The sequence below is a fragment of the Paenibacillus sp. sgz302148 genome (assembly GCF_056120465.1).
Genome location: NZ_JBVYOJ010000012.1, coordinates 139,518 through 155,807, shown reverse-complemented (window position 1 = coordinate 155,807; position 16,290 = coordinate 139,518). Strand labels below are relative to the sequence as shown.

The 16,290-nt window shown below is 52.3% G+C and carries 12 protein-coding genes; 8 read left to right on the top strand and 4 right to left on the bottom strand.

Going from position 1 to position 16,290, the window contains the following annotated elements:
• Positions 1–95 precede the first annotated feature (95 nt).
• The 3 genes from AC0LWM_RS19000 (at position 96) to AC0LWM_RS18990 (ending at position 2,754) form a co-directional block, all read left to right on the top strand.
• Complete coding sequence (locus tag AC0LWM_RS19000) at positions 96–926, top strand: SMP-30/gluconolactonase/LRE family protein (protein WP_474676560.1); 831 nt, start codon at positions 96–98, stop codon at positions 924–926.
• 155 nt (positions 927–1,081) lie between these two features.
• Entirely contained in the window at positions 1,082–1,672 is a 591-nt protein-coding gene (locus AC0LWM_RS18995) for a Uma2 family endonuclease (RefSeq protein ID WP_474676559.1), read from the top strand.
• 167 nt (positions 1,673–1,839) lie between these two features.
• Positions 1,840–2,754, top strand: coding sequence for an NHL repeat-containing protein (locus tag AC0LWM_RS18990; RefSeq protein ID WP_474676558.1), 915 nt, complete (start codon positions 1,840–1,842; stop codon positions 2,752–2,754).
• 923 nt (positions 2,755–3,677) lie between these two features.
• Here the strand turns inward: AC0LWM_RS18990 and AC0LWM_RS18985 are convergent.
• The 3 genes from AC0LWM_RS18985 to AC0LWM_RS18975 form a co-directional block, all read right to left on the bottom strand.
• Positions 3,678–5,189 carry a sulfatase family protein gene (locus AC0LWM_RS18985; protein WP_474676557.1) on the bottom strand — a complete coding sequence of 504 codons (1,512 nt, stop codon included), beginning with the start codon at positions 5,187–5,189 and terminating at the stop codon, positions 3,678–3,680.
• A 125-nt stretch (positions 5,190–5,314) separates the two neighbouring features.
• Positions 5,315–6,133 (bottom strand): alkaline phosphatase family protein, encoded by an 819-nt coding sequence (locus AC0LWM_RS18980; protein ID WP_474676556.1) that lies wholly within the window; start codon positions 6,131–6,133, stop codon positions 5,315–5,317.
• Between the two features lie 7 nt (positions 6,134–6,140).
• Positions 6,141–6,980: an alkaline phosphatase family protein gene (locus tag AC0LWM_RS18975; protein ID WP_474676555.1), complete on the bottom strand. Its 840-nt coding sequence runs from the start codon at positions 6,978–6,980 to the stop codon at positions 6,141–6,143.
• A 200-nt stretch (positions 6,981–7,180) separates the two neighbouring features.
• On the opposite strand from AC0LWM_RS18975, the gene AC0LWM_RS18970 reads away from it, so the two are divergent.
• Positions 7,181–8,035 (top strand): EamA family transporter, encoded by an 855-nt coding sequence (locus AC0LWM_RS18970; protein WP_474676554.1) that lies wholly within the window; start codon positions 7,181–7,183, stop codon positions 8,033–8,035.
• A gap of 143 nt (positions 8,036–8,178) precedes the next feature.
• On the opposite strand, the gene AC0LWM_RS18965 is transcribed toward AC0LWM_RS18970, so the two are convergent.
• Positions 8,179–9,792, bottom strand: a complete 1,614-nt coding sequence (locus AC0LWM_RS18965; protein WP_474676553.1) for a type 2 periplasmic-binding domain-containing protein — start codon at positions 9,790–9,792, stop codon at positions 8,179–8,181.
• Positions 9,793–9,971: 179 nt separating this feature from the next.
• Here AC0LWM_RS18965 and AC0LWM_RS18960 point away from each other — a divergent pair, with 179 nt between their 5' ends.
• From AC0LWM_RS18960 to AC0LWM_RS18945, 4 genes are all read left to right on the top strand, one after another.
• Positions 9,972–11,771: a sensor histidine kinase gene (locus AC0LWM_RS18960; protein WP_474676552.1), complete on the top strand. Its 1,800-nt coding sequence runs from the start codon at positions 9,972–9,974 to the stop codon at positions 11,769–11,771.
• Complete coding sequence (locus AC0LWM_RS18955) at positions 11,764–13,191, top strand: response regulator transcription factor (RefSeq protein ID WP_474676551.1); 1,428 nt, start codon at positions 11,764–11,766, stop codon at positions 13,189–13,191. The genes AC0LWM_RS18960 and AC0LWM_RS18955 overlap by 8 nt, the downstream gene beginning before the upstream one ends.
• A gap of 215 nt (positions 13,192–13,406) precedes the next feature.
• Positions 13,407–14,750, top strand: coding sequence for an ABC transporter substrate-binding protein (locus AC0LWM_RS18950; RefSeq protein ID WP_474676550.1), 1,344 nt, complete (start codon positions 13,407–13,409; stop codon positions 14,748–14,750).
• Positions 14,751–14,906: 156 nt separating this feature from the next.
• Positions 14,907–16,265, top strand: a complete 1,359-nt coding sequence (locus AC0LWM_RS18945; RefSeq protein WP_474676549.1) for an ABC transporter substrate-binding protein — start codon at positions 14,907–14,909, stop codon at positions 16,263–16,265.
• The last annotated feature ends 25 nt before the right edge of the window (positions 16,266–16,290 follow it).

Here is a 16,290-nt window from a genome sequence, read left to right as displayed (position 1 = left end):
AGCTTTGTTAGAATGAAAGAGTCAATTCATAGGAACTTATTGGTAACGACTGGGGACGTAATTTTTATAACGAAACGATGAGAGGAAGAATATCGATGGAGCTGTATAAAAGTCGCGTTTTTACGGAGCCGCACGGATTTACCGCGGGTATCGAAGGTCCGGGCTGCGACCGTGAAGACAACCTGTATGCCGTCAATTACGAAAGGCAGCATACGATCGGCAAAGTAACGCCGCAAGGCGAGGCCAGCGTGTTCCTTGAACTTCCGAACGGCAGCATCGGCAACGGCATCCGCTTTAACCGCGAAGGCGACATGTTCATCGCCGATTATACGAACCACAATATTTTGCGCGTCGACATGCGTACCCGCGAAATTCGCGTTCATGCGCACGAGCCGGCGATGAACCAGCCGAACGATATTTGCATCGCGCAGGACGGCACCTTGTTCGCGAGCGACCCGAACTGGGGAGACAGCACCGGGCAGCTGTGGCGAATCGATACGGACGGGCGAGTGACGCTGCTCGAAAGCGGCATGGGGACGACGAACGGCATCGAAGTAAGCCCGGACGGTACGCGGCTGTACGTGAACGAGTCGGTGCAGTGCAACGTCTGGTGCTACGATTTGAGCCCCGGCGGCGACGTGAGCAACAAGCGGCTGCTGCATCATTTTCCCGATTACGGGATGGACGGGATGCGTTGCGACACTGCCGGCAATTTGTACATCACCCGGTATGGCAAAGGCACGGTCGCCATGCTTTCGCCCGAAGGCGAGCTGCTGCGGGAGATCGAGCTGTTCGGCAAAAACTGCACGAATCTGACGTTTGCGGGCGAGGACGGCTGTACCTGCTACGTGACCGTAGCCGACCAAGGCAACGTCGAGATGTTCCGCGTGGAGACGCCGGGCCGCTGCTGGGCGATGTGGCGGTAACTCGAAGTGTATTGGAGCGCGGGGACATGTTCTTTCCGTTTCGGATGGAGCCATTGTCACCGGGTTATTTTCGAAATCTATAAAAGTACGTACGTTCCCCTTTAACGAACTATGATATAATATCGGCATTAGAGTGTTTGAAAGGAGAGAATAGGATGACGTCCGATAAAAAACGGGACCGCATACGAGAAAACCCGGTCACTTATGAAATTTATGCCTCCTTGCCGGATGATGGCAACCGTTATGAAATTGCGGACGGCGTATTGGAATTGATGAGCCCGGGGCCGAGCGTGCCGCATCAATTCATCAGCGGTGAGATCCTTCAGCTATTGAAGCAAAGCTGCAGAGAGCATTTTTTGATCATAAGCGCGCCGGTCGACGTCATTCTTTCCGATACCGAAGTACGGCAACCGGATTTAGTCATGATACACCGCTCACGAATATCCATCGTTCAGCACCATGGAATCGTAGGCTCACCCGACCTCATTGTCGAGATCCTGTCTCCTTATTCCCGTAAGCGCGACAAAGTGCATAAAATGAAGGCGTATGCCCGATACGGCGTCCCCGAATATTGGGTGATCGACCCTGCGAGCCAAACGTTGGAGCAATTCGTGCTGCACGACAAAACATATGAGTTGGCCGACGTATACGCCGAAGACGAGCCGATCCGTTCATCGAAGGCGACATGCGCCAATTTTACGATGAACGATATTTTTTCGCGAATTCCCGAACTGCCGGAACATTGAAGCTAAGCCCCTGGCATCGCCGCTATCGTTGAACGATGCGATTCGGCCGAAAAGTATAAAAAGACGGCGGAATCCTTAAAAGACAGGGCTGTGGGCGAACGCTATAATGTAGGTTGCTGAGCGGTCAATCCGTGCTGGCAATCCAAGGTGGCAAAGGAGTTTTGATCATGAAAATGGGCAACGGCACACACGTTTACGATATTGCGGAGGGTTGGGCAAAGCTCCCTTCAGGCGTTGAGTTCGGTTACACGCATGGCGTCGTGACGGACTCGCAGGATCGGGTTTACGTTTTTAATATGAGCAAGCATGCGGTCGTTGTGTTCGATCGCGAGGGCAATTATTTGAATTCGTGGGGAGAGGCGTTTGCGGAGGGCGCGCACGGCATGCTGCTGAACCGCGAAGGCGAACAGGAATTTTTGTATTTGGTTGACGTCCATCGCAGCATCGTCGTCAAAACAACGCTGGACGGCCGGGAGCTGTTGACGATCGGAACGCCCGATCTGCCGAACGTCTACGATGCGGAGCGGAAGTATGTGCCGACGGACGTTGCGGTTGCACCGAACGGGGATATTTATGTGTGCGACGGATACGGACAAAGCTGGATCCACCACTACCGCGCCGACGGTTCGTACATCCGCTCGTGGGGCGGCAAAGGATCGGAGCCCGGACAACTCGACTGCCCGCATGGCATTTCGGTCGATACACGTGGTGAGGAGCCGGTGTTGTACGTGGCTGACCGCTCGAACAAGCGGATCCAAATTTTCACGATGGACGGCGAGCATATTCGATTCGTTACGGATGAGATGAACGGTCCGTGCTCGTTCTTTCAATATAACGACGAGCTGTATTTGCCGGATTTGTTCAGCCGGGTTACGATCCTGGACAAAAACGACCGATTGATCGTGCACCTGGGCACCGGCGACGGGTATAAGAAAGAGGGTTGGCCGAACCATCCGGCATCGGAACTCGAAGTTGACAAGTTCAATTCGCCGCATGGCATTTGCGTCGATTCCCGCGGCGACGTTTACGTCGTCGAATGGATCAGCTACGGCCGCGTCACCAAATTGATTCGCAATCGCTAAAACGCCGATTGCGAAGTAGAAGTCAACTGCAAACAAGCCTCCGAGTTCGCTCGGAGGCTTGTTCTTGGTTGTTGCGCGGATTTCCTAATTCGCTCGCATGTAAGCACTCATTCCGCTGCAATTGTAGATTCGTCGCCAAACTAACCAATGACCGGAAAACATACATTTTATTCGTCGAAAATGAATGTGCGAAATAATAACTGGAAAACATGCATGTGATTCGTCGGAAATGAATGTGCGAAAAAATAACTGGAAAACATGCATGTAATTTGTTGGAAATGTATGAGCGAAAACAATTAACTGGATTTTATGTATTTATTTTTCGAAGAAATCCGGAATTTTAAGTTTTTCGAGCAAATTAGATGCAGGAAATCCAGTTATTTTTGCGATTTGAGGCTGGATTGCTGGAAATAACTGCACCTTTTGTAGTTATTACAAGAAGACAATGGTTACCTTTCCTCGAGCCCAAGCCCAGGTTCNTTGCGATTTGAGGCTGGATTGCTGGAAATAACTGCACCTTTTGTAGTTATTACAAGAAGACAATGGTTACCTTTCCTCGAGCCCAAGCCCAGGTTCTGCAAAAATCCACTATTCTCCGTCCGAGCCCATGCCTATCTCCACGTGCCGCGCGGCGCAACGCGCCCGCATGCCGCCAAGCGGCGCCCCCGCGCCGCGCAACGCGCCCGCGAACCGCCAAGCGGCACCCCCGCGCTGCGCAACGCGCCCGCGAGCCGCCAAGCGGTGCCCTCGCGCTGCGCATCGCGCCCGCGAGCCGCCAAGCGGTGCCCTCGCGCTGCGCAACGCGCCCGCGAGCCGCCAAGCGGTGCCCCCGCGCTGCGCATCGCGCCCACGTGCCACCAAGCGGCACCCCCGCGCTGCTCATCGCGCCCGCGAGCCACCAAGTGGCGCCCCCCTTTGCTGCGCTATGCGCCCGCGTACCGCGGCATTCGCAGCGGCTCCTTGCCGAGCTCAGCCCAGATGTACTTCAGCATCAGCTCGGCCTTCAAGGCCGCGGACCCGGGATCGTCCCACAGGTTGTTCAGCTCGCCAGGATCCTCCTGCAAATCGAACAGCTCGCCGTACGTCTGGTTGTAGTAGACGGTCAGCTTGTAGCGTTCGTTCACGTACGATCGCTGGTGGATCACCGTCGGCTGATGCCGGTATTCGCAGATGATATGATCCCGCGCTTGCGCTTGCTGGCCGAGCCAGACTTGGCTTTGGTCCACGCCCGCCATCGTGATCGGTACCGGCAGCCCGGCGAATTGAAGGAACGTTGGCGCGAGATCGACGAGCGATTGCATGCTGCCGCTCACGGCTCCGCTTGCAACCTGCCCGGGATAACGCACGATAAACGGCAGCTTCAGCAAATCCTCGTAGTGGAACCCGCCTTTGTCCTGCAGCCCATGCTGGCCGAAGAAGTGGCCGTGGTCGGTCGTGAAGACGACGATCGTGTTGTCGGCAAGTCCGAGCTCGTCGAGTTTGTCCAAGATTTTGCCGATATATTTGTCCATTAGGCTGACCATCGCATAATAAACGGCGACCAGCTTCTTGCGGTCTTCATCCGATACATTGGCATGGGAAAAGTGGCCCAGGTTGCCGATGTGCGTTTCTCTCCATGGCGAGAAGTCCGGATTTGCTTCTTGCGTCAAGCGGAAGTGCGGAGGATTGCGATCATGCTCCCCCTGCACGACGGACGGAATCGTCAGCTTCTCCGGATCATACATCGTATCCCACGGCTCCGGAACCAAATAATCCGGATGCGGGTCGAAGAAGCTCGACCAGAGGAAGAAGCTTTCGCCGCTTTCTTTGTACTGTTCGAGCAAGGCATTGGTCCGTTCCGCAATCCACGTATCGTAATGGTATTCCTCTGGGATCGGCCACTTATATTTGATGCTTCGGTCCATCGTACCTGTCGGCGGCAGGAAGTAGTCGCGCCAATTGGCGCAACCTTTTTCCTCCATCCATAACGCATAGTGCTGTCCGACGTGCGCTTCATTCGTATGGTTGCGGGCCAGCTCGACGTGGTCGAAGCCGTAGAACGGACCATGAAACGTCCGCCAAAAATCGAGGTCCTGCAAAACCGGATAAGCTTCAATGGACGGATAGTCCTCGGTCGTCACCAGCGGCTGAAAATGCGCTTTGCCGACAAGCGCCGTCCGGTAGCCGGCATTTCCGAGGAGCTCGCCGACGGTCGTTTCGCTTTCCGGCAGCTTCGTTCCGATCGTCCATGCGCCGTGCTGGCTCGGATATTTGCCGGTAATGATCGAAGCCCGCGTCGGCGTGCAGGTCGGATTCGGGCAATAAGCCCGCGAGAAGGTCGTGCCTTCCCGGACGAGCCGATCAAGGTTCGGCGTCAATATTTCCGGATTGAATGCGCCAAGCGTGTTCCAATGCTGCTGATCGCTCGTTATGAGCAGAATATTAGGCCTGTTCATCGCTTAAATCCTCCCATTCGTAAAAAATCCCCCAAGCGCCGGCATGACAAGCGATTGGGGAATAGCTGCTACTATTGTACGCCGAGTTCGCCGCGGCTGTAAATCATCATCTGCTGTTCAAACAATTATTCAAACAACAAAGCCGGGACGCGCCCGTCGTAGACATCAGGGATCGAAAGTCCCAACGCACGCAGGACAACGGCCGCGGTGTCGTATATGCGAGCTTCGCCGAGCTGCGTGCCGGGCGCGATGCCGGGACCGCGGCAGCCCCAATAGATGAGCATATCGTTCGGATGGTCGCTACCGTGCGAATAATAGCCATAATCACCTGCGCCGCCATGATCCGTAGTCAGAATAATGAGGCTATCGCCCAGCAGTCCGGCGTCGCGAATCGCCTCCAGCAACGTGCCGATATGGCCGTCCGTAACGGTAATGACGTCCAAATATTCCTTGGAGCCGTAGCCGTATTTATGCCCGGCGGCATCGGGATCGCTGAATTCGACGAACATGATTTTGATATCCGTGTTGTTCCGAATATAGTCTGCGGCAACGGAGGCAAGCTCCGCATCGGGCAGCGAAACCTTATGAACGCCGATGCCTTCCTCGATAATGCCTCCGTTAATCGGCTGCCATTCGCTGAACGCCGCCAGCTTGCAATCCGGCCACGCTTGACGCGCCAGCTTCATAAACGACGGATAAGGCGAATCGTCCGGGTAAGGATGATTCGCAACGACATCGTTGTCGAGGCCGTGTTTGTCCGGCGTCACGCCGTGATGCAGCGCGCCCCAGCATTGCGCGCTGATGGACGGAAAAGCCGTTTGCGCCGAATACGTCGAAGCGCCTTCGCGGAACAAGCCGTCGATGTTCGGCGTTTCGGTCTGCCGCACGAAGGCTCCGGCGCCATCGGCTCCAATAATGAAAACGTGCTTAATAGGGGTCCCCATCGCTCGCTTACCCCTTCGTCACTTCCGCGCCGGAGAATAAGCCGGCCGGTACTTTGCCCTCATAATGCGCCGGTACTTCCAGTCCTAACGCATGAAGGGCAACCGCCGCAGTGTCTGCGATATGAACGCCTTCCAGCACTGCGCCTTTCGCGACGCCCGGCCCGTAGCATCCCCAGAAAATCGTCATGTCGAGCGGATGCGCCGATCCGTGCGAATAATAACCGTCGTCGCCACCGCCGCCATGGTCGGTCGTAATGATGATCAGCGTGTCGTCAAGAAGATTCTGTTCTTTGACGACATCGATGATTTTGCCGATATGGCCGTCGGTTTCCGCAACGACATCGAGAAACTCTTTGGAGCCGTATCCATACTTATGTCCGGCTCCGTCTGAATGATCGAACTGGAAGAACATCGCTTTAAAGTCCGGATTGGCGCGAATATATTGTACGGCTGCGTCAGCCAGCTCGGGATCGGGGAGCGAGACCTTCGTCGCTTCCGTCGAATCTTCGATGATGCCGAAGTTAATCGGCGACCAGCAGCTGAATGCGGCGATTTTGCCGTTCGGGAACGATTGCTTAATCGTTTTCAAAAATGAAGGATAGGGCGAGTCCTCCGGAAATTTGTGCTGTCCTGCAATATCGTTGTCGCGCCCGTGCTTTTCGGGGCTGACGCTGTGCAGCAGCGTTCCCCAGCATTGCGCGCTGATGGAAGGAAACGCGGTTTGCGCGGAATACGTCAAAACGCCGTCTTGCAGCAAAGCATGAATATTCGGTGTTTTGGCATCCTTCAAAAACGCGCCTACCCCGTCTAATCCGATTACGATAACCCGTTCGATATTTTTCCTCATATATCCCATCTCCCATGAAAACGAGTATGATTCCAATTTAATATAACCATAAAATTTAATAAAAAACAACACAAAACAATGAAAACCAAGTATAATGGGAATGAACAAGGATAAACGCCTGCGCCGCCCCAAACGGTGCATCGTTTACCGATAAATGAAGTCATGTATAGAGTGAAACGAAGGAAGGGAAAGACGGCAACATGGAAATTATCGCTACAATACTCGTAATATGCTCAGGATTAACGCATGCGGTATGGAATTTGTTTACGAAGAACAGCTTGAACAAGACCGCGTTTTTATGGTCGATCACGATCGTTTCTTGCGTGCTGCTGTTTCCGTATTTTGTCGTGGAAGCTTCGGACGTACCTCTAAGAGGCTGGCTGTTCATCCTGTTATCGATGGGTTTCCAAGCGGCGTACGGGTTGCTGCTGGTCAAAGCGTACACATTCGGCGACATGTCGCGGGTATACCCGATCATGCGCGGTACCGGCGCGATGCTCGTGCCGATCGTCAGCGTGCTTATCTTCAGCGAGTCGATGACGGCCATTGGCTGGCTGGGGCTGGCCTGTATCGTGTGCGGATTGTTCTCCATCAGCATCTTTGATTTGATTCGCAGCAGGCAATTCGACAAAATGACGCTGCATGCGATCGCCTTGGCTTTTATGGTTGGGTTATGCATAACCGGCTACACACTAACCGATAAAAAAATTCTCGAGTACATCTCGCCGATTGCCTTGATCGAGGTTTCCAACATCGGATATATTCTCGCTTTGTCGTATTTTACGTTTAAATCGAAAGCGCTGAAGCGGGAATGGCAGGCGAACTGGAAAACGATTTTGGTCGGCGCGATATTCTCGCCCGGATCCTACGTTCTGTTCTTGTTCGCGATGAATTTGTCTCCGTTGTCGCACATTGCTCCGATCCGTGAAATCGGCACCGTATTCGGCACGATTCTCGGTATTACGGTGCTCAAAGAGCAGCAAGGGATGCGCAGGATCGTCTTGTCCGCCGTCATCGCGTGCGGCATTATGACCATAGGCTTGTGGGGCAAATAAAGGAGCTAGTCGGCAACACGGATGGCGCGAATGACTTCGAGCGAATGAACATTTTGCATGCCGGATCAAAAAAGCTGTCGGGAACAAAGTGGTCCCTGACAGCTTTTCTTTCGTTTACGCCTCGCCCCGTAAAGCGCCGCCTTCTACGAATCCGGATGAGACAGCTTGTAATTCACCTCTTGGATCGCCTGCTGCAGTCCGAAAGCGTTGTAACGCTTCACGACGTCCTGCCACATCTTCACGGGATCGTCGCTGCTGATCGCCACCTTGGTCAAATCCTCCATCGGGTTGATCGCCAAGCCGAGCTTGTCTTTGTTCGGCGTCGACATCGAGATAATGGAGTACATGAACGGCGTGGCGCGCGCGTGGTTGAGCAGCCAGCGCATTTCTTCGAGGCAAGCCTGGATGTTCTTCTCGCCCAGATTGATTTTGTTGATATCGTCGAGCCGGTATGTCCGTTCGAGTCCCCAGGAGGCAAGGGAACGGAAGATTTCCGTCGACGGATACAGCTTCTGTATGCTGACCGGCTTGCCGGTCTTATCGTCTACCGGGCGCGTGATGATCAAATCTTCCTCGTCGCGCACGTAATCTTTGCCTTCGATGCCGTACCGGACGAGCATCTTGCCTTCCGGCGACAGCAAGTAATCGTACAGCTTCAGAATCCGGTCCATCTTTTTGTCGTCGATCTTCGCGCTGAAGTAGCTTTCCGTCCAATACGTCGGAGCGACGTAATAATAGCGGTAGCCGTCGCTCGCTTTCCATAGGTGCAATATTTTGACCGAGTCGTAAAAGTTTTTGTCCGGATTGTACTTGTTCCATAATTCCACGAGCCGGCTCATGCTGTCGGGCGTCGCCTTATAGGCGAGCGCAGCCGCTTTGCTCTGGGCGAATTTTTCCGTCGCGTCATCCTCTTTCATGACGAAGAAATCGTTGTCGAGCGCGCCGTCCGTGAACAACTTGCGGTATTGCTTGACGACGGAATACATTTTTTTGGAGGCGTAATACGGAATCCAGCGATCGCCTTCCTGTACCCATTGATTCGCGGCGAACTGAGGAAAGGTCGGGCTGAAAATCCACGACAGATGGTTGATGCTTGCGGCTGTAAGGCCGACGGTGTCGCGAGTGCCGTTGCCGTCCGGATCGGATTCGGCGAATGTTTTCATCATCGCGGAAAAATCATCGAAACTTTTCGGATCGAGAAATCCGTAATTGTCCATCCAATCCTTACGCACAAAAATAACGCGTTCCAGCATCCACAGGTCGTTCGTCGGATATGCATTGCGAGGCAGCATGTACAGCTTCTTGTCCCGCCTGAGCGCGCGAGTGTCGGGAATTTGGGCCATTTCGTATACGTTAGGGTACGGGATCAGATCGTCAGGGAGCGGGCGGATCAGCTTTTGCTTGATCCAATCGGCATAAACGCCCGGCGAGTCGCTTGCCACGGAATGGGCGAACAAATCGGGAAATTTGTCGGAAGCTGCCCAGATCTTAAATTTTTCTTCATAATCCGTCCAATTGACTTGTACCGGTTGTATCGTAATATTAAAATCATGCTCGATCTTTTTGAGCACTTCGTCTTTTTTCTCGAACGCTTTGCCGATGCCCCAGAAGGAAACGGAAATATTAAGATGATCGCCTGCAGGTTGCGGGGCGGAATCGACCGCTGAGTTTGCCTTTGAATCATCCTCGCAGCCGGAGGTTGCGGCTACTGTTGCGGCGAAGAGCAGGGCGGTCAACATGCGGCTTAAACGGTTCATCGGTTTCTCATTTCCTCCCTTCCGAACGGAACGATTCGTTCTTTCTTTCTGAAATAGTATAGGAAAAAAGCGTGCAAGTAAATAGTAAGCGCTTCACCTTTACGAAACTTATGATAAAATCAGATATATCTGACAGCTTATCTGACAACCTATATGACCAACCGTGGAGGAACGTACTCGTGGCCTTTTACCGCCGCCTTTCCATTCGTTCGCAGCTGTCGTTCATCGCGATTGCGATCGCTTGCGTCATGCTGTTTATCATTATGATTACGTATATTCAAATGTCCTCCATTATTACGAGCAACAACGAACAAAACACGAAGGACATGATATCGCAAATCAAGCAGACAGTGCAGTCGAACAAGGACACGATCGACCGGCTCATGATGAACGTCGCTTACAATCACGACGTGCAGAACTATTTGACCGAACCGAATATCGTTGAAATGTATGCGTATTCGAAGCGGATCAACAGCTTGCTCATCAATATGCGGTCGCTGAAGGAAGGCATTCTCGATATCGTCATCTACGGCGAAAACGGCCGTTGGTACGACCTGTTCGGCGGCAAGAGATGGGCGACGACATTCGCCAAATCGCTAACGCCGGGGGACGACATTCATTATTTCGGGCTGCAAAACTTCGGCGACGTGTACCAGATGGAGAACTGCCTGCTCGTCGGCATGAAGATCAAGGCGTTTCAATCCGGCGACCAATTCAATTCCGTGCTCGGCACGCTGTTTTTCATTATCGACCCGAAAGCGCTGATCGGCGAATCCGGCTCCATTACGAAGCAGTTTGCGACGCAATCGTTCCTCGTCGACCGCGAGAACAAAATTATCGCCAGCAGCGACCCCGGCGAGGTGGGCGGCGAGCTTAACGTGCTGGCCGTGTCCGGGATGGAGCCGGGCAAACAGCAGAAGGTCGATGTCGACGGATTTACGTATGTGATGCAAGCCGAGGATATTCCGGAAATCAACAGTACGATCGTCAGCATGATCCCGGAGGAGAAGCTGCTACAGGACATCTCCAAAATCCGCAGGCTGGAGCTCGCCATTTTTATATTTGGCGCTTGCATCATGTTCGTGTTGTTCATGTTGATTTTGCGCAATGTGCTGCTTCCGCTGAAGAAGCTGATGTCGTTTATCAGCAACGTCAAACGAGGCAGTTTGGATAAGCTCAAAAGCCGGATTCATCTGCAGGGGTATGCCGAAATTACCGTGTTGTCCAACGAGCTGAACAGCATGATGGACCAGGTCGACAGCTTGACGCATCAGCTGCTGGAGACGAATGCGCTGCTGTACGAATCGGAGCTCGAGAAGAAGAAATCGGAGCTTGCGTTTCTGCGAAGCCAGATCAATCCGCATTTTTTGTACAATACGCTGGAAATGGTCAAAGGCATGGCCGCCGTGAAAGGGGCGCACGATATACGCGAAATCGCCAAGTCGCTTGGCCAAATTTTTCGCTACAGCATTAAAGGGGGCAGCATGGTGCTGCTTCGAACGGAGATGGGCATCGTCGAATCGTATGTGCAGATTCAGCAAATCCGATTCAGCAACCGCTTCCGGGTCATGTACGAGTTGTCGGCGGAGTCGCTGGAGTGCCATATTCCGAAGATGATCCTGCAGCCTGTCGTGGAGAATGCCGTATTTCACGGCCTGGAGCCGAAGGAGGAGCAAGGAACGCTTATTGTTTCGAGCTGTGTGGAGGAGAACGAGACGCTTGTTATTACGGTGAAAGACGATGGACTCGGCATGGAACCGGAGCAGCTGGCCCATATTCGGGAAGTGCTGGCGCAAGACCAGCAGCTGGGGCCTGAACGCGAAGATGTTCCGTCTTCGTCCGGCATCGGCATCGTCAACGTGAACAACAGGATCAAGCTGACGTACGGAAGCGGATACGGATTGCATATCGACAGTACACTGGGGCAAGGGACGACCATCATATTGACTATGCCGGCAAGGAGGAACCCTCATGTATAAAGTATTGATCGTGGATGACGAAAGTTGGGTCGTGGAGAGCTTGAAGGTCAGCGTCAACTGGAACGAGCTTGGGTTTGCGGTGTGCGGGGAAGCGTACGGGGGACTCGAGGCGCTAAGGTACATTCAGCAGGAGAAGCCGGATGTCGTCTTCACCGATATCCGAATGCCCGGCATGACCGGCATCGAGCTGATCAAAAAAGGCGGCGAGCTGCCCGAACCGCCCAAATTCGTCGTTGTGAGCGGGTATGCGGAGTTCGCGTACGCGCAGCGGGCGCTCAATTACGGAGCCGCGGCTTATTGCCTGAAGCCGTATGACGAGCAAGAAATTATGGACGTACTGAAAAAATTGAAGAAAAGCCTCGACTCCGCGCGCCAGCTATCGGACTCTACCATGCTTCAACTACTCGCGGAGCATAATGAAGAAAGCTTGTTCGTGCTCAAGCAGGAATTCGAAAAACGCGGCATTCATATCGACGGAGAGCATGGTGCGGTTGCGGTTGTATGTGCTGCCAAGGAAGGGCCGTTCCCGGAAATCGAATACACGTTAGGGCTGAAAATCGGACGCGCAAAAATGCTGTATTTGATGGACGAGAGCCGGGTGAATGAAGCGGTGGCCCGTCTGGAGCGGGAATTTGCCGAACGGATCAAAGGAATCGGCGTCAGTTTTAAGATGACCGATTATCGGATGCTCAAAAATGGGATGGACAGTGCCGGTCTGCTGGCCAATCAATTTTTTATTACCGGTTCGCCCGGCGTGTTTAAGTTCGATGCGATGGAACAAGCTACGATGAACGATCTCATCAAAAAAATCGGGGCGGCGATCGGCGGCAAAGATGTGGCGGCGCTTGGCAAACTTCTCGACGAGGCGGCGCATTTATTCGCAAAAGATAATTTTACCGCAAGGCATGCGCTTCATCTGTATAATGTCGCGGTATCGTTTCTCTATAGCGAGGGCGGGGATGAACGAGACGGCATGCTGTTCAGCTACGAGCAGCTGATGGAGATGTTCCCGAATGTGTCGGAGATGATCCATTACTTGCGGACGCTATCGATGCGGGTCATCCGCAAAAATCCGGAGCAGGCGCCGATCGAATCGAGCAACGAAACGTTCAAATCGATTTTGCAATATGTGCACGAGCATTACCGCCACGACATATCGATCCAAAGCTTGACGCAAAAATATTACATCAGCCCGAATTATGTCAGCCAGCTGTTCAAGAAAGAAGTCGGCGAGACGTTCACGTCGTATATGACCAAGCTGCGAATATCGTTTGCTTGCGAGCAACTGGAGCAGACGAACCTGATGGTCAACGAAATCGCGGAGAAGGCCGGATACAACGACTATTTTTATTTCACCCGGATGTTCAAAAAGGTGACGGGAAAAACGCCTACCCAGTACCGCGAGCATAAATCCAAGTAAAACCACGTCCTGTCTATGGACAAAACAACGATTGCGTATGGACGGATATATTATGTTTGTTGATTTAATTGTAATTTAGTTGTTTTTATGTGGATGCCTATGTACAAAAACATGCAAAATTCGTCAATACAAAGACAAAGCCAAATCCACTATGATTAATCGTAACGGCAAGACGCGATTGGTTTCTGTGGTGATGGCATACAGAGGTTATCGCGATGAAGAAGATTATCGTTTTAATTGGAGTATTATTAGTTTTTGTTGCTGTTGGCGTGAAGTTTGTTTTCTTCGCGGGTAGCCGGACCGAACCGGAAAAAGTGGTAAACGACGATCGCTATAGGACGGAGCTTCAGCTGCGCGTGAGTCTTGACGAAGCTTCATTGCCGGCAAGCGGCCGAGAGTCGGAAGGATCCCTCGACTTGAAGGGCGAGCCTTTGCGCATCGGACAATGGTGGAACATGGAAACCGAGCTGACGCCAGAGGAGAAGGAACGTCAGAAGCGCGTCGAACAGAAATACAACACGAAAGTGGAGTACGTGCAAGTTCCGCATGATCAATATCAGTCGCGTTTCATTACGTCATCCATCGCCGGCGAACCTTTTGCCGATATCGTCATGCTGGAGGTCAACTGGACGTTTCCGAAGCTTGTTGAAGAAGGTTATGTGCAAAGCCTTGACTCTTTGATCGACCTTCGCGATCCGAAGTTCAGCGCCAATCCGGTGACGATGGAGCACGGCAAATTCAAAGGCAAGCAATACGGAATCACGCTCCCTTATACGGAGTCGAACGGCTTGTATTACAACAAGACGATGCTGAAGGAAGCGGGTGCTCCCGACCCTTATGCTCTGCAAGAACAAGGGGAATGGACCTGGAGCAAATTCCTCTCGATTTGCAAACTTTTAAAGCAGCACGGTCAGGCTTGCTTGGCGGACTATCCCGTTGAGAACACGACGTTTTTCATTTACGCCAATAACGGTTCGGTCGTGGAGAGCAACAAGGTGATGCTCGATAGTCCGAATACGCTGGAAGCGATTCGTCTGATGGCCGATTTGTACAACGTATACGGGTACATCGGGCCGGATGATATCGTTCATCGCAAAGTAGGTTTTTCATATGGGTACCGCTGGGACGCGATGTCCTATGCCTCCAATAAGGACATGAAGGATGAGCTCGGCTACGTGTTTTATCCGAAAGGCCCGAAGGCGCAAGACTACATCGTACCTTACCAGAAGATGAACCTGTGGTTCGTGCCGAAAGGCGTCAAGCGCGCCAAAGCGAAGCTGGCAGCCTGGAGCGAGCTGTACGAAATGAACGTGGAGAAAGGATTCCAGGTCAAGCTGCAGAAGGAAAAGCCTTATTTTAAAACTGCGGAAAATCTGGATACGCTGCGCAAGATGTTCGACAAGATTCGATTGGTCAATTATACGTCGTACATCGGTTTCCAAGAGTTGTATGACGAAGCGATACAAAGTGTGATGAGAGGTAAGCAATCCGCTGTTGAGGCGATGCTTCGCATCAAATCTCCCGCTCAAGCGGCGATCGATGTGACATTGAAAAAATAGCTTTACCTCTTTTGCCTTAAATGAAAGCGTTTTCAAAATTATTTATCATAATTTAGCTTGAAAGGAGTGATGCCGACAGGCAGCCGAATGGGAAAGAGTCGCCCGCAAGGCAAGACGACTTTGCGCTTTTCATCATAACGTATTGGGGGAAAAAGTGTGAAACAGGTTAAAGTATGGACGCTGTTATTGATTTTCGCTCTAGTTATTAGTGTTATCGGGTGCTCCTCGAACAAAGGGACGGACGATAAAGCTTCCGGCGATCAAGCGACGGAAACGCCTAAAGCGGACGACACGACAAAAAAGGAAGAGCCCAAAACGGAAGAACCTAAGACGGAAGAGCCTAAGCAAGAAGAAAGCATGGATTTCGGCGGCAAAACGCTTCGTATCGGTCAATGGTGGGGCATGGGCTCTTACCTGAATGACGAAGAAAAAGAACGTCAGAAGAAAGTCGAAGAGAAGTACAACGTCAAAATCGAGTACGTGACGGTTCCCGATACGACCGCTCGTCTGATCACTTCCTCCGTTGCCGGCGAGCCGTTCGCCGACATCGTGATGATCCCGATTAGCTCAGCTTTCCCAAAACTGGTTGTTGAAGGTTATGTTCAACCGATCGACGACGTTATCGACTTGAACATGCCGGCTTTCGGCTCAAACCCGGTAACGATGAAAAACGGTAAATTCCAAGACAAACAATATGGCGTCACGCTGCCTTACACGGAAAGCCATGGTTTGTTCTACGATAAAACGCTGCTTACCCAACTCGGCCAGCCCGACCCTTATGAGCTGCAAGAAAAAGGCGAATGGACTTGGGACAAATTCCTTGAAATTTTGAAAGCGGTCAAAGCAAAAGGCAAAGTGCCTCTCCATGTGGATAGCGAATCGCTGTGGGCATCCGTCTTGATCGCAACAAACGAAGGCATGATCGAAGATTCCGCAACGAGCAAAATCGCGCTGGACAGCCCGAATTCGATGGAAGCGCTGCAAATGTTCAGCGACATGTACAACGTGCACAAAGTCATGCACAAAGACGAGCAAGCAAGCTTCGGCGACGGCGGCATCGCATTCGTCAACGGCTACCGTTGGGATAATCTCGGGTACGTCAAAGACAAGCCGGACGATATCGGCTACGTATTCTTCCCGAAAGGTCCTAAAGCTACGAACTATGTAACGCCGTACGACAAAATGAACCTCTGGTTCATTCCGAAAGGCATCAAAAACGCCAAAGCCGTTCTTTCCGCTTGGAGCGAGCTGTATGAGTTCGACGTTGAAAAGGGCAAGCAAATTCAGCTGCAAAAAGAAGAACCGAACATGAAAAACAAAGAATCGCTCGACACGATGAAGAAAATGTTCGACAGCGAATATAAGCTGATCAACTACAAAGCTTACGTTGGTCTGTCCGACATTCTGGAAGAAGCGTTCAAAAACATCGCAAACGGCTCCGAAGCGCCTGCAACGGCAGTACAACGGATCAAACCGATGGCGCAAGCCGCAATCGACGTAACAACGAAGAAATAATTCGGGGTTTTCGGATGCGCAAAAT